General features: G+C 71.6%; 19 protein-coding genes and 1 pseudogene. 12 read left to right on the forward strand and 8 right to left on the reverse strand.

Features of this window, described 5'->3' with window-relative positions:
- Positions 1 to 18: 18 nt before the first annotated feature.
- The 4 genes from ANAE109_RS06545 to ANAE109_RS06560 form a co-directional block, all read right to left on the reverse strand.
- Positions 19 to 1,164, reverse strand: coding sequence for an NADH-quinone oxidoreductase subunit D (locus ANAE109_RS06545; protein WP_011985600.1), 1,146 nt, complete (start codon positions 1,162 to 1,164; stop codon positions 19 to 21).
- Between the two features lie 9 nt (positions 1,165 to 1,173).
- A complete protein-coding gene (locus ANAE109_RS06550) occupies positions 1,174 to 1,746 on the reverse strand; it encodes an NADH-quinone oxidoreductase subunit C (protein WP_011985601.1) in 573 nt (190 codons plus the stop codon).
- 105 nt (positions 1,747 to 1,851) lie between these two features.
- On the reverse strand, positions 1,852 to 2,370 hold the full coding sequence (locus tag ANAE109_RS06555) for an NADH-quinone oxidoreductase subunit B (protein ID WP_011985602.1): 519 nt from the start codon (positions 2,368 to 2,370) through the stop codon (positions 1,852 to 1,854).
- Between the two features lie 36 nt (positions 2,371 to 2,406).
- Entirely contained in the window at positions 2,407 to 2,847 is a 441-nt protein-coding gene (locus ANAE109_RS06560) for an NADH-quinone oxidoreductase subunit A (protein ID WP_011985603.1), read from the reverse strand.
- Positions 2,848 to 3,005: 158 nt separating this feature from the next.
- Between ANAE109_RS06560 and ANAE109_RS06565 the strand changes: the two genes are divergently transcribed.
- The 8 genes from ANAE109_RS06565 (at position 3,006) to ANAE109_RS06600 (ending at position 11,433) form a co-directional block, all read left to right on the forward strand.
- Positions 3,006 to 3,392, forward strand: coding sequence for an NADH-quinone oxidoreductase subunit A (locus ANAE109_RS06565; RefSeq protein WP_011985604.1), 387 nt, complete (start codon positions 3,006 to 3,008; stop codon positions 3,390 to 3,392).
- Positions 3,393 to 3,400: 8 nt separating this feature from the next.
- A complete protein-coding gene (locus ANAE109_RS06570) occupies positions 3,401 to 3,952 on the forward strand; it encodes an NADH-quinone oxidoreductase subunit B (protein ID WP_011985605.1) in 552 nt (183 codons plus the stop codon).
- Between the two features lie 11 nt (positions 3,953 to 3,963).
- Positions 3,964 to 4,488 carry an NADH-quinone oxidoreductase subunit C gene (locus ANAE109_RS06575; RefSeq protein WP_011985606.1) on the forward strand — a complete coding sequence of 175 codons (525 nt, stop codon included), beginning with the start codon at positions 3,964 to 3,966 and terminating at the stop codon, positions 4,486 to 4,488.
- 39 nt (positions 4,489 to 4,527) lie between these two features.
- A complete protein-coding gene (locus tag ANAE109_RS06580) occupies positions 4,528 to 5,823 on the forward strand; it encodes an NADH-quinone oxidoreductase subunit D (protein WP_011985607.1) in 1,296 nt (431 codons plus the stop codon).
- 32 nt (positions 5,824 to 5,855) lie between these two features.
- Complete coding sequence (locus ANAE109_RS06585; RefSeq protein ID WP_011985608.1) at positions 5,856 to 7,667, forward strand: 2Fe-2S iron-sulfur cluster-binding protein; 1,812 nt, start codon at positions 5,856 to 5,858, stop codon at positions 7,665 to 7,667.
- A gap of 12 nt (positions 7,668 to 7,679) precedes the next feature.
- Positions 7,680 to 9,032 (forward strand): complex I subunit 1 family protein, encoded by a 1,353-nt coding sequence (locus ANAE109_RS06590; protein ID WP_011985609.1) that lies wholly within the window; start codon positions 7,680 to 7,682, stop codon positions 9,030 to 9,032.
- A gap of 2 nt (positions 9,033 to 9,034) precedes the next feature.
- On the forward strand, positions 9,035 to 9,751 hold the full coding sequence (locus ANAE109_RS06595) for an NADH-quinone oxidoreductase subunit I (RefSeq protein WP_011985610.1): 717 nt from the start codon (positions 9,035 to 9,037) through the stop codon (positions 9,749 to 9,751).
- Between the two features lie 122 nt (positions 9,752 to 9,873).
- Positions 9,874 to 11,433 (forward strand): hypothetical protein, encoded by a 1,560-nt coding sequence (locus tag ANAE109_RS06600; RefSeq protein WP_011985611.1) that lies wholly within the window; start codon positions 9,874 to 9,876, stop codon positions 11,431 to 11,433.
- Here ANAE109_RS06600 and ANAE109_RS06605 read toward each other — a convergent pair.
- Together ANAE109_RS06605 and ANAE109_RS06610 are read right to left on the reverse strand one after the other, a co-directional pair.
- Complete coding sequence (locus ANAE109_RS06605; protein ID WP_011985612.1) at positions 11,399 to 12,010, reverse strand: outer membrane beta-barrel protein; 612 nt, start codon at positions 12,008 to 12,010, stop codon at positions 11,399 to 11,401. The two genes, ANAE109_RS06600 and ANAE109_RS06605, sit on opposite strands and share 35 nt — an antisense overlap.
- Positions 12,011 to 12,150: 140 nt before the next feature.
- Entirely contained in the window at positions 12,151 to 13,494 is a 1,344-nt protein-coding gene (locus ANAE109_RS06610) for an MFS transporter (RefSeq protein ID WP_011985613.1), read from the reverse strand.
- A gap of 749 nt (positions 13,495 to 14,243) precedes the next feature.
- Between ANAE109_RS06610 and ANAE109_RS06625 the strand changes: the two are divergent.
- Together ANAE109_RS06625 and ANAE109_RS25485 are read left to right on the forward strand one after the other, a co-directional pair.
- A pseudogene (locus tag ANAE109_RS06625) lies at positions 14,244 to 15,415 on the forward strand (HNH endonuclease).
- Positions 15,416 to 15,595: 180 nt separating this feature from the next.
- Complete coding sequence (locus ANAE109_RS25485; RefSeq protein ID WP_200860887.1) at positions 15,596 to 15,760, forward strand: hypothetical protein; 165 nt, start codon at positions 15,596 to 15,598, stop codon at positions 15,758 to 15,760.
- Between the two features lie 7 nt (positions 15,761 to 15,767).
- Here ANAE109_RS25485 and ANAE109_RS06630 read toward each other — a convergent pair whose 3' ends face one another.
- Together ANAE109_RS06630 and polX are read right to left on the reverse strand one after the other, a co-directional pair.
- A complete protein-coding gene (locus ANAE109_RS06630; RefSeq protein WP_011985615.1) occupies positions 15,768 to 17,216 on the reverse strand; it encodes an IS4 family transposase in 1,449 nt (482 codons plus the stop codon).
- A gap of 223 nt (positions 17,217 to 17,439) precedes the next feature.
- Positions 17,440 to 19,209: a DNA polymerase/3'-5' exonuclease PolX gene (polX, locus tag ANAE109_RS06635; protein ID WP_011985616.1), complete on the reverse strand. Its 1,770-nt coding sequence runs from the start codon at positions 19,207 to 19,209 to the stop codon at positions 17,440 to 17,442.
- A 30-nt stretch (positions 19,210 to 19,239) separates the two neighbouring features.
- On the opposite strand from polX, the gene ANAE109_RS06640 reads away from it, so the two are divergent.
- Together ANAE109_RS06640 and ANAE109_RS06645 are read left to right on the forward strand one after the other, a co-directional pair.
- Positions 19,240 to 19,851 (forward strand): tetratricopeptide repeat protein, encoded by a 612-nt coding sequence (locus ANAE109_RS06640; RefSeq protein ID WP_011985617.1) that lies wholly within the window; start codon positions 19,240 to 19,242, stop codon positions 19,849 to 19,851.
- A 79-nt stretch (positions 19,852 to 19,930) separates the two neighbouring features.
- Positions 19,931 to 20,449, forward strand: coding sequence for a molybdenum cofactor biosynthesis protein B (locus ANAE109_RS06645; protein WP_011985618.1), 519 nt, complete (start codon positions 19,931 to 19,933; stop codon positions 20,447 to 20,449).
- Positions 20,450 to 20,481: the final 32 nt, after the last annotated feature.

Consider the following 20,481-nt stretch of genomic DNA (forward strand, 5'->3'; position numbering starts at 1 on the left):
GTCGCTGGACGTCGGAAGTCATCGGTCGATCTCCGGAGCGACGACGTCCAGCGAAGAGATCAAAGCGACGAGGTCGGCGACCATGAGGCCGCCCGAGATGTCCTCGATGATCGACATCGCGGTGAACGAGCCCGTGCGCGAGCGGAGCCGGTACGCCTTGTTCGTCCCGTCCGACACCACGTAGTAGGCCATCTCGCCGCGCGCCGACTCGACGCGCGAGAGCACCTCGCCCGCCTCCGGCTTCACGTTGCGCGGCACCTTGGCCATGATGTCCTCGGGCGTCTGGCCGATGGTCTCGAGCGCCTGGCGGACGATGCGCGAGGACTCCTTCATCTCGAGGCAGCGCACGTAGTAGCGGTCGAAGCAGTCGCCGACCGTGCCGGCCCAGCCCTTGCCGACGGGCACCTCGAACTGGAAGTTCGGGTAGGCGCCGTACGGCAGGTCGCGCCGGATGTCCCAGTCCACCCCGGAGCCGCGCAGGTTCGGGCCGACCAGGCCGTAGGAGATGGCCTGCTCGCGGCTGATGGTCGCGACGTTGGCGAGCCGCTTCTTGTAGATCTCGTTGAACGTGATGAGCCGGTCGAACTCGGGGAGGAACTTGTCGAACCGGTCGAGGAAGGCGAGGACCTTGTCGCGCCACCCCTCCGGCAGATCGAAGGCGACGCCGCCGATGCGGTGGTAGTTGTAGGTCAGCCGCGCGCCGCAGAGCGCCTCGATGTAGTCGTTGATCTCCTCGCGCTCGCGGAGGCCGTGCACCATCGGCGTGAACGCGCCGATGTCCATCGTCATCGTGCCGACCGCGATGAGGTGGCTCGCGATGCGCACCAGCTCGCCGCTGATCGCCCGCAGCCACTGGGCGCGGGGCGGCACCTCGACCTTGAGGAGCTTCTCGACGGCGATCGCGTACCCCTCGTTCGCGAACATCGCTGCGACGTAGTCGATGCGGTCGGTGAACGGCATGAACCCGGGGTAACCGGTCACCTCGCCGATCTTCTCGATCGAGCGGTGGAGGTAGCCGACGTCCGGGATCGCCCGCTTCATCACCTCTCCGTCGGTCTCGACGATGAAGTTGATGACGCCGTGCGTGGACGGGTGCTGCGGACCGAAGTTGAGGACCATCTCCTCGTTGTTGCGGTCGACGCGGCGGAGGATGAGCTTCTCCATGTTGTCTCCCTACGCCTTGGCGGGGCCGTCGACGCCGCCGGCCGCCTTGGCGGCCTCGGCGCGGCGCACGTCATCGAGTCGCTTCAGCTCCACGAGCGGGTTCTCGCGGACGTTCGAGAACCCGTGGTACCCGCCCGTCTCCTGGTAGTCCTTGCGCAGCGGGTGCCCGATCCAGTCGTCGGGGAGCATGATCCGGCGGAGGTCGGGGTGGCCGGCGAACGTGACGCCGAAGAGGTCGTAGACCTCGCGCTCGAACCAGTTGGCCGTCTTCCAGACGCCCTCGACCGTCGAGATGGAGGGCGCGGCGCGGTCGAGCTGCACCTTCAGCACGATGGAGTGGCGGTGCCGGTACGAGAGCAGGTGGTAGACGACCTCGATCTGGTTGTTCTTCGGCCAGTCGAGGGCGGTGAGGTCCTCGAGGAAGTCGAGCTCGAGGCCGGGCTCGTCCCTGAGGAAGGTGCAGACCTCCACGATCCGCTCCCGCGTCACGACCGCGAACGCGTCGATCTTCGGCTCGGAGAGCGGGCCGACGTCGTCGCCGAAGCGCGCCTTCAGCCGGTCATGGATTTCTGTGGTCGTCATTCGGTCCCCGTCTGCTAAGCGAGGCGAGCGGGCCGCTCTCGCGTGCCCAGGCTCGCCCCGTCCGGAAACAACCCAACGTGAAGCCTTCGTCTCGGCACGTCGCCGTTACGCGGCGCTCCCCTTGGCCGGCCGGCGCTTCGTCGCCCAAGGCTCGGAGCGGATCAGCTCCTGCAGGCGGATGAGGCCCTCCGTCAGCGCCTCCGGGCGCGGGGGGCAGCCCGGCACGTAGACGTCCACGGGGATGACCTTGTCGACGCCCTTGCAGACCGAGTAGCCGAGCTGGAAGAGGCCACCGCAGTTCGAGCAGGAGCCCATGGAGATGACGTACTTGGGCTCGGGCATCTGGTCGTAGAGGAGCTTCGCCCGCTCGGCCATCTTGTAGGTGAGCGTGCCCGCGACGATCATGAAGTCCGCCTGGCGCGGGCTCGCGCGGGGGATCGCGCCGAAGCGCATCACGTCCGCGCGCGGGCCGCCGAACTGCATGAGCTCGATGCCGCAGCACGCGAGGCCGAACAGCAGGTACCAGAGCGAGTTCTCGCGAGCCATGTTGATGAGCTTGTCGAGCTGGCTCGTGTGGAAGAGCGTGACGTCCCCGGTCCCCGCGTCCATCGTTCTTGCCGTCATTTCCAGGCGATCTCCTGTGCGTGCAACACGTGCGGGTTACGCCGCCTTCCGTCCCGAGGGCGCCTCCGGGGCGCGCGTGGTCGTCGAGGACGTCAGCGTCTTCACCCACTCCAGGTCGCCGTGCGCCCACACCCAGGCCAGGCCGACGACGAGGATCGCGGTGAAGAGGAACAGCTCGGCGAAGGCCACCCACGCCAGCCCGGGGCTCGCCGAGACCCAGTCGCGGTAGACCGCCACCACCGGAAAGGTGAGGGCGATGTCGACCTCGAAGATCACGAAGACGAGCGCGACCAGATAGAAGCGCGGATTGAAGTTGAACCAGGCCACCCCGATGGGCCGCTCGCCGCACTCATAGATCGTCGCCTTCTCCGCATTGGGTACGCGAGGACCCAGGAGCCGCGACAGGGTGACTCCACCCAGAGCAAAGCCCAGGGTGACGATCGCGAAGACGAGGATGGTGCCGAACTGATAGCCCATGCCGGCGCTCCTAAAGTGGACCTATGTTGTCGGCAAAACTCAGGAAAGTGCGCGCGGAGTCTACACAACGCCCCCCCTGTGTCAAGGGGGCCAAACCCGTTGACAACCCCGATCGCGACAGGCACTAAAGGGGCCTTCAAGCGGACCCCTGCCCACCCATGCTGACACCTCTCCAGACCTATTTCCCGATTGCAGTCGCTCTGCTGGTCGCGGTCGGTCTCGCGGCCGTCATGCTGGCGCTCGCCAATGTGCTCGGTCCACGGCGGCCCAGCGAGGTGAAGAGCACCCCGTTCGAGTGTGGGTCGCTCCCGGTCTCACCCGCGCGCGAGCGCTTCAGCGTGAAGTTCTACGTCGTCGCGCTGCTCTTCATCGTCTTCGACATCGAGGCGATCTTCCTCTACCCGTGGGCGGTGCTGCTGCTGCCGAGCGACGGCTATCCGGGCCTCGGGTGGGCCGGCTACATCTCTATGGGTATCTTCGTGGCCACGCTGGTGGCCGGCCTCGTGTACGTCTGGAAGAAGGGCGTGCTCGACTGGGCGGACTAGGAGGCGCAATGGCATCCGAGTTGGACAACCTCCCCGTCATCACCACCCGCCGGGAAGAGGCGCAGGGTTTCCTTCAGGGGCTCGTCTCCAAGGGCCTCGGGTGGGCGAGGAAGTACTCGCTCTTCCAGTATCCGTTCGTCACCGCCTGCTGCGGCATGGAGTTCATGACCGTCGCGTCGGCGCGCTACGACCTCGATCGCTTCGGCGCCGCGCTGCCGCGGTTCTCGCCGCGCCAGGCGGACCTCCTCATCGTGGTCGGCACCGTCAACTGCAAGCAGGCGCCGATCCTCCGGCGCGTGTACGAGCAGATCGCCGAGCCGAAGTGGGTCGTCGCGTTCGGCGTCTGCGCGTCGTCGGGCGGCTTCTACGACAACTACGCGACCGTGCAGGGCATCGATCGGATCGTCCCGGTGGACGTGTACATCCCGGGCTGCCCGCCGAGGCCGGAGCAGGTGCTCGACGGCATCATGCTGCTGCAGCAGAAGATCCAGGGTCAGCAGCACAAGCTCATCGACCGCAAGCCTCTGCCCGTGGTCGGCCAGGAGCCGATCTCGCGCTGAAGCGAGGGACCATGTCGAAGGCCGTGATCGACGCGCTCGTCGAGCGCTTCCCAGATGCCGTGTACGACCCCTACGTGGGCGTGGGCGGTGACGACTGCGCGTTCGTGAAGAAGGACCGCATCGTCGACGTGTGCCGCTTCCTGAAGAGCGATCCCGGCATGCTCTTCGACATGGCGCCGTACATCACCGCGGTGGACTACCTCGGCCAGGAGCCCCGGTTCGAGGTCGTCTACAACCTCCTCTCGCTGAAGACGAACCGGCGCGCTCGCCTGCGAGTGAAGGTGCCGGAGCAGGACGCGGTCGTGCCGAGCGTCACCGGGCTGTGGCGCGGCGCCGACTGGTTCGAGCGCTACTGCTTCGACATGTACGGCATCCGCTTCACCGGTCATCCGGACATGCGGCGGCTGCTCATGTACGACGAGTTCGTCGGGCACCCGCTGCGCAAGGACTATCCGCTCAAGGGACGGCAGCCGCTCGTGCAGGAGCGCGAGGTCCGCGACATCGTGCGCGGCCCCGGCCCCGCGACCCGCGACTAGCACCCTTCGACAGGCTCAGGGACGGACGGGAGACTCATCGTGAACGATCACAAGGGGCTTGGGGGGCTCGACACGGAGGCGACGCCGGGCAGCTTCGGCGCCGGTGAGCCGCCGCGGGCGCTCGGGCAGGCCGGCCTGGCCGCCGAGAACGAGCTCGACGCGCCGCTGGCGTCGAAGCTCATGACGGTGAACCTCGGTCCTTCGCACCCCGCGATGCACGGCGTGACGCGGGCGGTGGTCGAGCTCGACGGCGAGATGATCCGCTCGATGAAGCTCGACATCGGCTTCCTCCACCGCGGGTTCGAGAAGAGCTGCGAGAACGTGACGTGGACGCAGTGCTTCCCTTACACGGACCGGCTCAACTACGTCTCGTCCATCATGAACAACGTGGGCTTCGCCCTCGCCGTCGAGAAGCTGTGCAAGCTCGACGTCCCCGAGCGGGCGAAGTACCTGCGCGTCGTGACCTCCGAGATCCACCGCATCTGCGACCACCTGACGCTGGTGGGGGCGATGGCGATGGAGCTCGGCGCGATGACCGTGTTCCTCTACGCCATCGAGGCGCGCGACATCATCTACGACCGGCTCGCCGAGCTGTGCGGCGCGCGGCTCACCTCGAACTACGGCCGCATCGGCGGCGTCGCGCGCGACACGCCCGACGGCTGGATCGAGAAGACGGAGAAGACGCTCGACCGCGTGAAGGGCTACGTCGACGAGATCGACCAGCTCGTCAGCCGCAACCGCATCTTCATCGACCGCACGCGCGGGACCGGCGTCGTGCCGCGCGCGGACGCGATCGAGCTCGGCTTCACCGGCCCGTGCCTGCGCGCGTCGGGCGAGCCGTACGACCTCCGCAAGGCGGCGCCGTACCTCGTCTACGACCGCATCGACTTCGACATCCCCGTGGGCACGAACGGCGACAACTTCGACCGCTTCCAGATGCGCATGGAGGAGATGCGGCAGTCGGATCGCATCATCCGCCAGTGCTTCGCGCAGATGGAGCCGGGCGAGATCGCGGTGCAGGACTTCCGCTACGTGCTGCCGCCGAAGCCGCTCGTGTACGGGACGATCGAGGGCCTCATGGCCCACTTCAAGATCATCATGGAGGGGATCCAGGTCCCCGCCGGCGAGGCGTACGGCTACACCGAGGCCGCCAACGGCGAGCTCGGCTTCTACGTCGTCTCGGACGGCGGCGGGCGCCCGTACAAGCTGGGCCTGCGCGCCCCCGGCTGGCCGATGCTGGCGGCGCTGCCGTTCATGTCGGTGGGGTCGCTCCTGTCCGACCTCATCCCGACGTTCGACAGCATCAACATGATCGGCGGCGAGGTCGAGCAGTAGGCCCCCCGTAAACCTTCAGGAGCGAACGAGCAATGGCCGACGAGAAGAAGCCCGACTCCGCGCCCGCTCAGCCTGAGCGTAGCGGCGCCGCAGGCGCCGCGGAGCCGAAGGCCGCGCCGCCGAAGCCTCCCCCCGGCCCGCCCGCGCCGCCGCCGCCGAAGAACCCAGGAATGGTCACGGCGACCATCGACGGGCGCGAGGTGGTCGCGAAGCCCGGGACGACCGTGATCGAGGCCGCGAAGGCGCTCGGGATCGAGATCCCGTACTACTGCTACCACAAGCGCCTCTCCATCGCGGCGAACTGCCGGATGTGCCTCGTGGAGATGTCGAACGCGCCCGGCGGCAAGCTCGTGCCGGCGTGCCAGATGCCGATCGCCGAGGGCGTGACGGTGAAGACCGACACGCCGCGCGTGAAGGACCAGACGCGCGCCACCCTCGAGTTCCTGCTGCTGAACCACCCGGTGGACTGCGCGATCTGCGATCAGGCCGGCGAGTGCAAGCTGCAGGATTACTACATGAAGTACGACCGGCAGCCGTCGCGCCTCGACGTGCCGAAGGTCACGAAGGGCAAGCGGGTCGTGCTCGGCCCGACGGTCGTGCTGGACCAGGAGCGCTGCATCCTCTGCACGCGCTGCGTCCGCTTCATGCGCGAGGTCGCCAAGGCGCCGCAGCTCGGCGTGGCGGAGCGCGGCAACGAGAGCTTCATCACCACCTTCCCCGGCCAGCCCCTCGACTCGAAGTACGCCGGCAACGTGGTGGACATCTGCCCGGTCGGCGCGCTGACCTCGACGGACTTCCGCTTCCGCGGCCGCGTCTGGTTCATGAGCGCGGCGCGGTCCGTGTGCACCGGCTGCGCGCGCGGCTGCAACACGTTCCTCGACTACCTGAACGACACGACGTACCGCTACCGCCCCCGCGAGAACGAGGCCGTCAACCAGGAGTGGATGTGCGACGACGGGCGGCGCTCGTACAAGTACCTGAACGCCGAGCGCGTGCTCGTGGCGCGCGAGGGGCGCGGCGCGCAGGCGAAGGCGCTCGGCCGTGACGCCGCCCTGGAGCGCGCCGCGGCCGCCCTCGCGCCCCACGCGCGCGCCGGGAGCCTGGCGGTGCTCCTCTCGCCGGTCGCGTCGCTCGAGGATCTGCTCGCCGCTGCGGCCGTCGCGAAGGAGGCGCTGGGCGTCGCGGAGGTCTTCGTGGGCGGGCGCCGCGACGGCTGGCAGGACGACTTCCTGAAGCGCGCCGACGAGAACCCGAACCGCCGCGGGCTCGAGCTGGTGGCCCAGGCGCTCGGCCTCGCGGTGCGGCCGTTCGGCGATCTCGCCGCGGCGGTCGCGGCCGGCAAGGTCCGCGCCGTGTGGGCGGTCGGGACCGAGGTCCCCGACGCCGCCGCGGCCGCGGCGCTCGAGGGCGCCGAGGTGCTGGTGGCGCAGGCGTACGACGACGATCCGGTCGCGAAGCAGGCGACGGTGCTCCTCCCGGCCTCGCCGCACTCGGAGTCGGACGGCACGTTCGTCAACTTCGAGGGGCGGGCGCAGCGGTTCGAGCTCGCGTACTACCCGCGCGGCGACTCCCGCCCGCACTGGCTGCTCGCGTCCGAGCTGGGCCGCGCGCTGGGGCTCCGCTACCGGTTCGCCACGGCCCGCGACGTGTTCCTCGAGCTGGGGCCGAGGCTCGGGACCACGCTGGGAGACTTCCGCTGGGACTCGCTGCCCTCGACGGGCCGGCGCCCGGGCATCGTCCCGCTCGCCGCCGGCACGGTGGATGGGCGGCTCCCCGGCTACCGCGACCGCGTTCCGCCCGAGACGTCCGAGGACGCCCGCCGCGCGCTCGCGCGCACGATCTAGGAGGAGGGCCAAGTGAACCGTCTCATCGGGATGGTGGTGCTCATCGGCGCGCTGCTGGCCGGCCTCGCCGGGCTGTCGGCCCTGTTCTACCTGGCCGCGGGCGGCCTCGCGTACGTCTTCGCGGAGTACCTCGGCCTGCCGCCGGCGTTCGGCGCGGCGATCGCGAACGTCCTCACGCTGATGCTGGTCGTGATGATGGTGTCGGGCTCGCTCCTCACGGTCGCCGAGCGCAAGTGGTCGGCGATGATCCAGAACCGCATCGGCGCGAACCGCATCCGCGTGATGGGCTCGGCGCTCGGCGGGATCCCGTTCCTCGCCGCCGACGCGCTCAAGATGCTGACGAAGGAGAGCGCGGAGCCGCGGGGCCGCACGCGCGTCCTCTTCGAGCTCGCGCCGGCGCTCGCGTTCGCGCCGGTCTTCGCGCTCTTCGCCATCATCCCGGTCGGCCCGTCGATCCCGCTCGGCAGCCTCGTGGACGGGGCGGCCGGGGCGCTCGGGAGCGCCGGCGTGGCGCTGCAGGTGGCCTCGATCGACGCGGGCCTCCTCTACATCTTCGCCATCTCGTCGCTGGCGGTGTACGGCACGTCGCTCGCCGGCTGGGCGTCGAACAACAAGCTCGGCCTCCTCGGCGGCGTCCGCGCGTCCTCGCAGATGATGAGCTACGAGGTCTCGCTCGGCCTCTCGCTCGTCGGCACCATGCTCGCGTACCGCACGCTGCGGCTCGAGGAGATGGTCGCGGCGCAGGGCGCGCCGGTGCTCGGCCCCGTCCCCGCCATCGGGCTGCTCCTCCAGCCCATCGGGTTCTTCATCTTCTTCGCGAGCGCCTTCGCCGAGACGAAGCGCGCGCCGTTCGACCTCCCCGAGGGGGAGAGCGAGATCGTCGGGTACTTCGTCGAGTACTCGGGCATGAGGTTCGGCCTCATGTTCCTCGGCGAGTTCGTCGAGATCGTGGTGCTGTCGGCCGTCGTCACCGCCGTCTTCCTCGGCGGGTGGCACCCGCTCGTCGTGTCGACCGAGTGGCTGAGGCAGACGCTGACGCCGCTCTGGTTCGGGGCGATCTGCGCCGCGTCCTTCCTCGCGAAGATGATCGTGCTGATGTGGCTGCAGCTCACCATCCGCTGGCTGCTGCCGCGCTTCCGCTACGACCAGATCCAAAAGCTGTGCTGGAAGATCCTGCTCCCGGCCGCGATCGTGAACATCTTCATCACCGCCGCCGCGCTGCTCGTCGATCCCTCGATGCGGCTCCTCGCCTGGATCGGCGTGGCGACGCTCGTCATCGTCGGCGCCATCACCGCCGCGGTCGGCCGCGCTCCCGCCCGGGAGGAGCACGGCGCCGCCCACGGTCACGCCGTCGCGGGACACTGACCATGCCCTACCAGATCGAGAACCGCCCCCCCGACCTGCGCGAGCGGATGTACTTCCCGGAGATCATCCGGGGCATCGGCGCGGTCACGAAGCACTTCCTCCGGAACCTGTTCTTCACGCGCGACAAGAACCCCGACATCCTCGAGCGCCGCCGCGGCGAGTTCGGATGGGCGGACAACGTGACGCTGCAGTACCCGGAGGAGCGGGCGCCGTATCCCCCCGGCTACCGTGGCCTTCACCGCCTCGTCCCGCGCGAGGACGGGCGGGCCCGCTGTGTCGCCTGCTACATGTGCGCGACCGCCTGCCCGGCGCAGTGCATCTACATCGAGGCCGGCGAGTACGCGGACGATCCGATCGAGAAGTACCCGGTGAAGTTCGTCATCGACGAGCTCCGCTGCATCGTGTGCGGCTTCTGCGTCGAGGCGTGCCCGAAGGACGCCATCCGGATGGACTCGGGCGAGCACACGCCGCCGTCCTACGAGCGCGGCGCCCAGATCTGGGACGAGAAGCGGCTCCTGCGCGGTCCGCCGGTCTCGTACCAGTACGATCCCTGGCTGCGGCGCGGCTCGCCGTCGATCCCGGCAGAGAAGCTCGAGGAGATGCGCGCCCGCGCCCGGCCGTTCTCGACCGTCGCGACGGACGAGTACGCCCAGACGCCCGGCTTCTCCGTCCGGGCGCTGGCGCAGGAGGCGAAGGACCGCGCCGAGCGCGCGAAGTAACGCCTCGACGGTCGCGGCTCCTCGCGGGCGCGGCGCACCGGCGTCGCGCCCGCGGCCGTTTCGGGCGAGGATGACGGCGCGACGCGGCGCCGGAGCGGGCGCCCGTCGGGGAGGAGCGGGGCGTGGACGGCGGCGGCGGCTCGGGGTGGTCCTCGCGGCGCGCAGCGCCCCTCGTCCTCGCGCTCGCCGCCGCGGCCTCGCTGATCGATCTGGGCGGCTCCCACCGGCTCGAGCAGGGGGACTCGCTCGTCCCGGTGCTCGTGTCCCTGCAGCGCTGGACACCGTTCTTCTGGGACCAGGAGCGGTTCGGGATGCTCGTCCCGCTGCTCGCGCTCCCCGTCCGCGACCCCCTCTGGAACCTGCTCCTGCAGCGCGCGCTGACCGCGTTCGCCGGCCTGTCCGCCCTGGTGCTGCTCGCGCGCCACTCGCTCGCGGGGCGCGACTGGCCGCTCGCCGGGCTCCTCTCGGCCGGCTCGCTGCTCGTGCTCGCGCCCGCGCCGTGGCTCTTCGAGTACCTGGTCTCCCAGCCCTACGGGCTCTCGGCCGCGCTCGCGCTCGCGGGGCTCGCGCTGGCCGAGCCCGGGCCGGGCGCGGGGGACGCGGCGAGGTCGCGGGCGGCGCGCGCCCGCGCGGGGCTCCGGGCGGTCGCGGCGCTCCTCCTCGTGGTCGCGGCGCACTGGGTGAACGCCGTCGCGGGGGTCGTGCTGCTGGGGCTCGCGGCGGCCCGCGCGGCCGCAGACCTGCTCGAGCGGCCGTCACCGGCCGGGATGCGCGGGCGGCTGCTGCGCGAGGTGGCGTTGCTGGCCGCCGGGCTCGCGGCGGGCCACCTGTTCCTGCGGCTGTACCCGCTCCTCACCGGCCGTCGCCTGCGGCTCGCCATGAGCGCGCTCCCCGTCGAGCGCTGGCCCGAGGCGTGGACGTCGTTCTTCGGGCTCGCGTGGCACGACGAGCGGCGGTGGGGGCTCACCCTCGCCGCCGCCGCCGCCGCGGGCCTGACCCTGCTGCTCACGCGACCGCTCCGGCCGCACCTCGCGGGCGCCCTCGTCCGCGCCGGCGCCCTCCTCGCGGCGGCGCTCGGCTATGCGCTCTTCACGGGCGCGCTGGAGTGGGTCGAGGCGAACGCCTTCCACTGGCGCTACCTCGCCCCGTCCGCGGTCCTCGTCCACCTCGCCGCCGTCTCGCTCCTGGCCGAGCCGATCGCGCGGCTGCCCAGGCTCGCGCCGGCGGCGGGCGCGGCCGCGCTGGCGCTCCTGCCGGTCGCGGCGATCGTGACCTACGGCGCGCCCTCGCTCGGCGGCGTGCGGGCGGACCTCGACGCGGCGACCGGGGCGCGCACCGAGGACGTGCTGGCGGCGGGCTGCGACCTCGTGGCGGGGGACTACTGGTCGGTCTGGCCGACGGTCTGGCACGCCGCGCTCGTCGCGCGCGAGCGCGGGCTCGACCGGCGCGTGTACGGCCTCACGCACCGCGCGAACCCGACCGCGCAGTTCTGGAAGGGGCGTGCCCCGGAGACGCTGCGGATCTGCCGCCCCACCGGCGAGGAGGAGCACGCGGAGCGCTGGCTCCGCGCGTTCCACCTCTGGCCGGTCCGGGGAGCGGGGCGGCAGGGGACCGTGGACGTGCTCGTCCCGGTCGCCCGGGAGAAGGCTACAGGCGGAACGACGCCAGCAGCATCGCGCTGAGCGTCGTGTCGTCGTAGTCGCCCGCGAAGTACGGGTTCACGCCGAGCTCGGCGCCCAGCTCGAAGCTCGGGGTGACGGCGAACCGCGCGCCGCCGGCGAGGCGCATCGCGAGGCCCAGCTCCGAGTCCGAGTAGTCCTCCGCGAACCCCGCGTAGCGGTAGTCGTACTCGTGCGAGAACGTCCCGACGTAGAGGCCGAGGCCGGCGTCGCCGTAGAACCCGAACCGCGGCGCCACGTCGAAGGAGAGCCGCGCCGCCGGCAGCAGCTTGAACAGGTTCCAGCTCCACTGCTCGCGCACGTCGCCGTAGCCGTCGCGGAAGTAGAACGAGTCGCCGAAGTGGGTGAAGCCGAGCGACACGACGAGCGACAGGTTCGCGTTCGGCCCGACGCGCGTGGGCATGAACTCCACGTCGCCGCGGAGCGCGAGGCCGCTCTCGGGGCCGCCGTCCTCGAACCCGAGGAGCACCGCGGCGTTGCTGAGGCCGCTGCCGCCGCGCGCCCGGTGGCCCTGCGCGAGGGCGGTGGTGGAGACGAGGAGCGCGGCAAGGACGACCGCGGAGCGGAGCACGTTCTTCATGATTCCTCCGGGAGGGTGCGCGCCGGGAGAGGCGCGGGCGCGCATGTTAGCCACAGGCCGGCCGGGTGCAAAGGGAGCGGGCGGCGGTGCCTGTGTGGCGGGGCGGGGAGGTGTGCGGTGCGCTCCCTGCCGCGTACGGGTCAGGCCGGCGTGCCGCCCGCGGGCTGCGACGCGAGCACGTCGCGCTGGTGGAGCGGCGCGAGGCGCTGGAGCACCAGGAAGCCGGGGATCGCCAGCGCGATGCAGGAGACGAAGAACAGCGAGTACCCCAGCCGCTCGGCGAGGAAGCCGCTGGGGATCCCGGAGAGCGTCCGGCCGAAGCCGAAGAGGCTGGAGAGGAGCGCGTACTGCGTGGCGCTGTAGCGCTTGTCGCAGACGCGCAGGATGAGCGCGAGCAGCGCGGCCGTGCCCATGCCCTGGGAGGCGTACTCGGCGGCGATGCCCACGTAGGTCCAGCCGCGGGCGAGCGCCGAGATGGGCTCGAGGGTGGCGCAGAGCGCCACGTCGAGCGGCGCCGCGCGAGCGGCGGCGGCGAGCGCGTAGAAGCCGATCGCGCCGGCCTGCGCGACGCCGAACACCCACAGCGCCCGCCCGAGGCCGAGGCGCGACATGAGCGCGGCGCCGACCCCCGTGCCGGCGATCGTGGCGGCCGTGCCGATCACCTTCACGGCGAGCCCGATCTCGGCGTTCGAGAAGCACATGTCCTTCAGGAACGGGTTCACCATCGTGCCCGCGGCGTTGTCGCCGAACTTGTAGAGCACGAGGAAGGCGGCCACCGTGAGGGCCTGCGGACGGCCGAAGTAGGTCCGGAACGGCTCGACGACCGCGGCCGCGAGCGAGCGCGGCGCCGAGGCCGGCCGCGCGGGGGGATCGGCCCACAGCGTCAGGCCGATCGACGCGAGGAACAGGACGCCCAGCAGGGCGAACACGGCCGGCCAGGGCAGCCACTGCGCCGAGAAGATCGCGAGCGCCCCCGCGATCAGCATCCCGATGCGGTACCACATGACCCGCAGGCCGCTCGCCGGGCCCTGCTCCTCCGGCTCGAGCACCTCGACCGAGTACGCGTCCAGCGCGATGTCCTGGGTCGCCGAGGCGAGGGTGATGAAGAGCGCGATGGCGCCGAGCGTCGCCGCGGCGCTCGCGGCGAGCGCCATCCGGCCGGTGGCCGCATCGCGCTCCAGGGCGAAGCCCGCGTAGGCCGCGAAGGCGAAGAAGCCGAGGGCGAGCGCGATCTGGGCCACGACGATCCAGCTGCGGCGGCGATCCGGCCGCGGCAGCGCGTAGCGGTCCACGAGCGGCGCCCACAGGAACTTGAGGCTCCAGGGGAGCGACACGGCCGAGAGGATGCCGATGGTCTTCAGGTCGACGCCGGCGCTCCGGAGGAAGATCTGGAACGTGTTGAAGACGAACCCGAGCGGCATGCCCGAGGCGAGCATGAGGACGCCGAGCACCTGGACGCGCTTCGACTTGAGGACGTTGGCCAAGGCCCGACGAGACTAGACGCGGGCAGGCCGCGGCACAAGCCGCCGGTCGGCGCTCGAAAGGTCGCGGGCCGGGAGGTAGCGCGGGGTCGCGGGCGGGGTCGCGGTCGCGGTCGGGGTCGGGGTCGCGGGGTCGGGGTCGGGGTAGCGGGCGCGGGCGCGGTCGCGGTCGGGGTCGGGGTCGCGGTCGGGGTCGCGGGCGCGGTCGGGGTCGGGTGTGTAGGATCGAAAGGTCGGGGTCGCGGTCTCTTCATTCGTCACATCCCACGGCGACAGCACGCGCATTCGGGCAGGTCGTGTGCCGTCGCCCGTACGCAGACGGGGCTCGGGCATCGAGGGGAGAAGCGCTCAGTTCTCGGCGCGCCTCGCGCATCGCACGGGCGGGTCTTCGTCGCCGTCGACGCGAGGACTGGGGAGCGGGCGGAGCAGGTCCGAGGAAGGTCGCGCAACCGTCTAGCGGCATTCACTAATAGTACCTGCTATCTCCAGCGACAGCGCTTGCGGGCCACTCGAGTCCCAGTTGCGGTGGGTGAACGTTGCCCTCTTGACGAGGTTCGAGGCGAAACGCGCTTCGACGTCCGCGGTACGTCGAGAGCACGTACCTCGCGAGCGCAGGCAGGCCGCGCCGTGCGCGTCCGGCGCGCCGCGTGGACGGCGAAGGGGCGGGGCCGGAAAACGGCGCAGGCGCGATCCTGGTGCGTCTCGGGGGGTGCGGAAATCGCGTGTTACGAAGGGTGCACAGGAGGTGCACCATGCCCGCGATCGCCCCTTCCGCCCTCGACTCGACCCTGCTCGCCCAGCGCCTGCGCGAGCTCGCCGGCGAGGAGCGCGACGTCCAGGTCGAGTTCCTCCTCCACCTCGAGGAGTTCGATCGCCGCCGCGCCTACGTGGAGGCCGGCATCCCTCGCTCTGGGCGTATTGCCTGGAGGTGCTCCACCTGCGCGAGGGCGCGGCCGGGCGACGAATCCAGGCGATGCGGGTGCTGCGCCGGTTCCCCAGCCTCGAGGACGCCCTGCGCAATGGCCGCCTTTGCTTGTCCACCGTCCAGCTGCTCGGCCAGGTGCTGACCGAGGAGAACCTGCCCGACCTCGTCGCCCGGGCCGCGTACCGCACCAAGGCGGAGGTGGATCACCTCGTCGCCTCGCTCCAGGCGCGCACCGCTCAGCGGGCGGGCCTGCGCAAGCTGCCCGACCGCGCCTCAGCCGCGAGCGCCCTGGCGCTGCCGCTGGCGGCAGTGGATGACGGACCTGCCGAGCCGCAGGAGGCGATCCCCGCGCCGCCGGCGGCTGCTGGTGGGTCGCCGGCCACGGTTTCCGCCCCACTCGACCCGCCTCGCCCGAAGGCGCGGGCGGAGACCCGTGCGGTGAGCGAGAGCGGCTGGTCGCTGCGGGTCACCATCGACGCGTCCTGCAAGGAGGACCTCGAGACGCTCACCGCGCTGCTCTCGCACAAGTTCCCGGACGGCGATCTCGCGGCGGTGCTCCGCGAGGCCATCCGCTGCGCCATCGAGACGCACGGCAAGCGCAAGGGCGCGGTCGCGCCGCAGCTGCAGCGTCAGCGGAAGGCGGACCGGGACCCACGGCCCTCTGCCGAGCCCGCCGCGCCCACGAGCACGATCCCGGCGGCAGTGCGGCGCGAGGTCTGGAAGCGCGACGGTGGACGCTGCGCCTGGGTCGCTCCGGACGGGCGGCGCTGCGACAGCCGCTGGCAGCTGGAGCTCGACCACATCCAGCCGCTCGCTCTGGGGGGTCTCTCGACGCTCGAGAATCTCCGGGTCGCCTGCAGGTCGCACAACCTGTTGCACGCCGAACAGACCTACGGGCGCGAGCACATGGACCGCTTCCGGCGTGAGAGCGTCTCCGAGCGGACGGGGCATGCCGGCACCGCGCCAGCTGCCATTCAGCAGGGCTTGTGGGCAACGTGACCGCGGTCGGCGGAACGGGAGCAAAGCCGACCGCAGCGCCTTCCGGCGACGCGGCGGACGCGCGGCGACGCCGCCCCTCCGGCCCTCGTAGGCCGCTTTCCCTCGCTCGTACTGCTGCCTCGTGCGTGCCCACCGCGGGCGCGCGGTCGGCACCTCGTCCCGAGTCCAGCGCGAGCCGATGTGACGAATGACAAGGTCGCGGTCGCGGTCGGGGTCGCGGTCGGGGTCGCGGTCGGGGTCGCGGTCGGGGTCGCGGTCGGGGTCGCGGTCGGGGTCGCGGTCGGGGTCGCGGTCGGGGTCGCGGTCGGGGTCGCGGTCGGGGTCGCGGTCGGGGTCGCGGTCTGACTATTGATCACATCTCGCCGCGCGCCGTTTCGAGGGCGAGGAAGTAGCCCTCCTCGATGCTGAGCAGCTTCTCGAAACCTCGCCCGAGCACCTGCCAGCCCGGGTCGCCGTTCGAGACGAGGTGTCCGCCCAAGGCGGCGACGGCGAGCATCGCCTCTCGCACGGTGAGCGACTCGGGGAGCTCCCGTTTCCGTCGCTTCTTGTAGGCGAACCGCAGGCATTTCACTTGGACGGAAGTGAGCGCCGTCGCGGCAGGGGCGTCGCTTGCATCTCGCGCCAGCGTTCGCAACGCCAGCAGTCGCCAGGCAACCGAGGCGAGGACTGCCAGCGCATTCAGGAGCGCAGCGCCGGACTCGAGTTGACGCTTCTCGATGCTGCAACCGGTCTTGAGCGACTTGAAGAACTCCTCGATCACCCAACGAGCACGGTACGTGTCGACCACTGCCAGCACGTCGTCGGTTGTCGCTACACTCTCGTTCGTCCAGAGCCACCACTCGACGGGTTCACTGTTCGGCGGAGTGTCCACCTCCGCCACGTGAACGAGATTCAAGGTGAGCTGCGCATGGGGACTGCGGTTGGACGTGACGGGGCGCGGGATGGTGACCTGCCCGGCGCTGACCTGGAGCTTCGCGACGCGGCTGATACGAGCCGGATGGCGCTTGCGGGTTGACGGCATCTGCTGCCGCCGACGGGTCGCGAGTGGCACCTCTCTCTCCGCAAGAACCGGGGCGTCTCGCATCGCGGACGTCACGGTGGTGTGTTCACCGTCGGTGTCTTGATTCGGCGGACGTGGAAGCCGTCGATCCGTCGCCAGCCGAACCACGAAGCGCGCCTCGGCGGCAACCATGTGCGAGAACAGGGCGTAGTTGTCGCCCTCGCGATCCATGACATGCACCGCGGACGCCTTTCCTGCGAGCGCGGCATTCGTCTCGTCGAACAGCGCCCTCCATCGAAGGGACGAGTTGTCCGGATTTTCCTGGTTCTTCCCGTGCTTGAGCCGCTTCGCCTTCTCGGTGCGCGAGAGGGTGTGGAGACCGAGGACGCCGAGCGGCAGGCGACTGCCGTCGGCGGCGACGGCCAGCGCGAAGTGGCCGAAGAATCCGTAGCTCCGGCCACGGCCCACGCGGCCGAGGCCCTTCCGGGGGAACAGGCCGAAGTTGAACTGGCTCGTGTCGTGGACGACGAAAACCCGCCGGAGAACGGCAGCGCGTTCGATGGTGCGGCGGACGTGCGGCCCGAGGCACCGCTCGGGCGTGACCTTCGGATTGTTGAAGAAGCGGTAGGTGCCCTCGAGCGCCGCGTCGTCCGCCGCCGCCTCGGGAAAGCTGCTCGATGGGTCCGCCGCCAGCGAGGTCGCAATCGCCGAAAGGCGCCTCGTCAGCCGTTCGTCATTGAAGTCCGCGGCGCGGAGCTCGTCGCGCAGAAAATCAGCCCGTCCAATGTCGTGGCGAGTCACCCCACCCGTAGATCACGGGGCCGACCGCCCCGGCAAGATGTGTAGGATCGAAAGGTCGCGGTCGGGGTCGCCGTCGCGGTCCTTCGACGTCGCGCCGTGGCTGCCGCCGCGTCGCGCAGCCTGTCCTGAGCGTAGCGGCCGGAGGCCGCGGAGCGAAGCGCTCAGGGTGGCCGGCCTCAGGAGATCCGGCGGTCGAGCTCGAGGTCGCGGCTGCCGTCCGCGCTCACCCGACCGGGCGCACCGCGCGCCGGAACTCCTCGGCGCCGAGGGTGTTCAGCACCTGCCGCCGGCGCACCCAGCCGCGCCGCGCCACGGTCACGGCGTTGCGCAGGTAGCCGAGATCTCGCACCGAGTGCGCGTCCACCGAGAGGACCACGCCGATGCCGCGCGAGGTCGCCGCCCGAAGCCAGCGCGGCTCGAGCTCCAGGCGGCGGGGATCCCCGTTCACCTCCACCGCGCCGCGCGAGGCGGCGAGCGCGTCGAGGACCTCCTCCACGCGGCAGGCGAACGACGGCCGGTCCAGCAGGAGGCGCCCCAGCGCGTGGCCCCAGATCTTGAACACCGGCAACGACATGCAGCGCACCAGCCGCCGCGTCATCGCGTCCTCGTCCATCTTCATGCGCGAATGGACGCTCGCGACGACCACGTCCAGCTGCTCGAGCACGCGATCCGGGAAGTCGAGCGCGCCGTCCTCCAGGATGTCCGACTCGGTGCCGCGCAGAAGCCGCACGTTCACCTTCTCCTGGACGCGCGCGATCTCGTCCCACTGCCGCCGGAGCCGCTCCACGTCGAGCCCGCCCGCGTAGGAGGCGGTGACCGAGTGGTCGGTGACGGTCAGGTACTCCACCCCGAGCGCCTCGGCGGCGCGCGCCATCTCCTCGAGCGACGCGCGCCCGTCCGACCAGTTCGTGTGGCAGTGCACGAGGCCGCGCACGTCCTCGAGCCGGACCAGGTCCTCCGGCAGGGTGCCCGCGCGCGCCGCCTCGAGCTCGCCCGTGTCCTCCCGCAGCTCCGGCGGGATGAACGGCAGCCCCAGGGCGGAGTACAGCGCGGCCTCGCTCTCGATCGGGACCTTCGCGGCGGGATCGGGGGCGATCTCCTCGCTCCCCGCGTCCCGCACGCCGGCCGGCAGCCGGTGCAGGCCCCACTCGCTCAGCGTGAACCCGCGCTCCCGCGCGAGCCCACGCAGCTTCACGTGGTGGGCCTTCGAGCCGGTGAAGTGGTGGAGCAGGGTGGGGAAGTCCTCGGGCGGCACCACGCGGAGGTCCACCTGCAGGCCGGAGGCGAGCTCGACGCTGGTCTTGGTGCCGCCCCTCGCGAGCGTGCGCGCCACGAGGGGATGGCCGACGAGGCGCACGGAGAGCGCGCCAGGGTCGCGGGAGGCGGCGACGACGTCGAGATCCGCGACGGTCTCCTTCCCGCGCCGGGTCGACCCCGCTACGGCGACGTCGAGCGCGGCCGGCTCGCCGCGCAGGTGCGCCACGATCCCTTCGCCCACGGCGAGGGCGTCCGCGAGCAGCACGCGCCGCTCGGTGGCGCGCTCGCGCATGCGACGCAGGCCGTCCAGGATCCGCTCCTCGGTCTTGGCGCCGAAGCCCTTCACGCCGCGGACGCGCCCCGCGCGGCAGGCGGCCTCGAGCTCGGAGACGGTCCCCACCCCGAGCGCCGCGTGAAGGGCCGCGATCTTCCGCGGGCCGAGATCCGGCACCTGGAGCAGCTCGAGGATGCCGGGCGGGTGCTTCGCGCGCAGGCGGTCGAGCAGCGCGAGCGTGCCGGTGCGGTGCAGCTCGGCGATCTTCTTCGCGAGCGCCTCGCCGATGCCGGGCACCTCGGTGAGGCGCCCCGACTCGACCCGGGCGGCGAGGTCCTCGACCGCCTCGACGGCCCGCGCCCCGTTCTCGTACGCCCGTACCTTGAACGGGTTCTCACCCTCCAGCTCGAGGAACGTCCCGAGCTCGCGCAGCGCCCGCGCGACGGCAAACTTGTCGAGCATCGGCCGCTATATATAGAGGGCGACCCCGCCATGCCGCCTCCCCGCGTCGTCACCGTCCTCGTCGCTGCGCTCGCCGTCACGGTGGGTGGCTGCCGTGGCGCGCACGGCCGCGCCGCCGCGCAGCCGCCGCGGGAGGTGCTCGTCGAGGTGCTGCCGCGGACGGCGCGGGTGGAGCTGGACGGGCGCCCCCTCGCGCCGGGCGACGGCGCGATCGCCGCCCCCGCGGCGGAGGAGGAGCACGTGCTGCGCGTCTCGGCCGACGGCTTCGAGCCGGAGGAGCGGGTCCTCCCGGCCGAGAGCCTGGACGGCGCGCGAATCGCGACGGCGCTCCGGCCGAGCGGCTTCGACGCGGCGGGCGCGATCGACTACGACGACGCGGCGGGGCTCGCGATCGCCGCGACCTGGCTCGCGGAGGCCGGCGAGCCTCGCGACGCGATCGACTATGCGGAGCGCGCCATCGCGGTGGACCCGGGCGTCGCCCTCGCCCACCGCGCGCTGGGCGACGCGCGCGCGCGGGAGGGTGATCGCGCCGCCGCGATCGCCGCCTGGGCGGAGTACCTGCGGCGCGCGCCGGAAGCGCCGGACGCGGCGGCGGTGGAGCGGCGGATGGAGGCGGCGCGCGGCGACGTGCAGCTCCGCTAGGGGCGCGCCGGGCGCCGGGCACGAAACTCTCGAGCCCCGCCTCTCACGCGAGGCGGTGGCGATCAGGACGGCGAGGAACATGGGACACGAGGACCACAGGAGAGAGGCCCCGAGGACGGTGAGGGTCTTCGTCGTGACCGCGTCCGACACACGCGGCGAGGCCGAGGACGAGAGCGGCGCGTATCTGAAGACGGTCGTCGCCGCGTCGGGCCACGCCCTCGCCGGATACCGCTTGGTGAAGGACGAGCCCGCCCTCATCCGGGCGGCGCTCGACGAGGCGGTGCGCGCGGGCGCGGACGCGGTGATCGTGAACGGCGGGACCGGCATCGCCGCACGCGACCGAACCTACGAGGCCGTGGCGGGCCTGCTCGACAAGCGGCTCGACGGGTTCGGCGAGCTGTTCCGGATGCTCTCGTACGGCGAGATCGGCTCGGCCGCGATGCTGTCGCGCGCGGTGGCCGGGGTGTGGGGCGGGCGCGCCGTCTTCTCGGTGCCCGGCTCCGGCGCGGCGGTGCGGCTCGCCTGGGAGAAGCTCATCGGGCCCGAGCTCGGCCACGTGATCCGCGAGCTCCGCAAGGACTCGCCGCGGCCGGCGTGATCACCGGAGGGGAGAGAGGTGCCCGTGACCCG

It is taken from the genome of Anaeromyxobacter sp. Fw109-5 (genome assembly GCF_000017505.1).
Lineage (GTDB): Bacteria > Myxococcota > Myxococcia > Myxococcales > Anaeromyxobacteraceae > Anaeromyxobacter.

Excerpts from the sequence above, each read along its gene's own strand:
- ANAE109_RS06570 (WP_011985605.1), top strand. The coding sequence starts at position 3,401 with ATGGCATCCGAGTTGGACAACCTCCCCGTCATCACCACCCGCCGGGAA.
- ANAE109_RS06645 (WP_011985618.1), top strand. The coding sequence starts at position 19,931 with ATGGGACACGAGGACCACAGGAGAGAGGCCCCGAGGACGGTGAGGGTC.
- ANAE109_RS06560 (WP_011985603.1), bottom strand. The coding sequence starts at position 2,847 with ATGGGCTATCAGTTCGGCACCATCCTCGTCTTCGCGATCGTCACCCTG.
- ANAE109_RS06595 (WP_011985610.1), top strand. The coding sequence starts at position 9,035 with ATGCCCTACCAGATCGAGAACCGCCCCCCCGACCTGCGCGAGCGGATG.
- ANAE109_RS06585 (WP_011985608.1), top strand. The coding sequence starts at position 5,856 with ATGGCCGACGAGAAGAAGCCCGACTCCGCGCCCGCTCAGCCTGAGCGT.
- ANAE109_RS06640 (WP_011985617.1), top strand. The coding sequence starts at position 19,240 with ATGCCGCCTCCCCGCGTCGTCACCGTCCTCGTCGCTGCGCTCGCCGTC.
- ANAE109_RS06565 (WP_011985604.1), top strand. The coding sequence starts at position 3,006 with ATGCTGACACCTCTCCAGACCTATTTCCCGATTGCAGTCGCTCTGCTG.
- ANAE109_RS06575 (WP_011985606.1), top strand. The coding sequence starts at position 3,964 with ATGTCGAAGGCCGTGATCGACGCGCTCGTCGAGCGCTTCCCAGATGCC.
- ANAE109_RS06555 (WP_011985602.1), bottom strand. The coding sequence starts at position 2,370 with ATGACGGCAAGAACGATGGACGCGGGGACCGGGGACGTCACGCTCTTC.
- polX (WP_011985616.1), bottom strand. The coding sequence starts at position 19,209 with ATGCTCGACAAGTTTGCCGTCGCGCGGGCGCTGCGCGAGCTCGGGACG.
- ANAE109_RS06550 (WP_011985601.1), bottom strand. The coding sequence starts at position 1,746 with ATGACGACCACAGAAATCCATGACCGGCTGAAGGCGCGCTTCGGCGAC.
- ANAE109_RS06545 (WP_011985600.1), bottom strand. The coding sequence starts at position 1,164 with ATGGAGAAGCTCATCCTCCGCCGCGTCGACCGCAACAACGAGGAGATG.
- ANAE109_RS06605 (WP_011985612.1), bottom strand. The coding sequence starts at position 12,010 with ATGAAGAACGTGCTCCGCTCCGCGGTCGTCCTTGCCGCGCTCCTCGTC.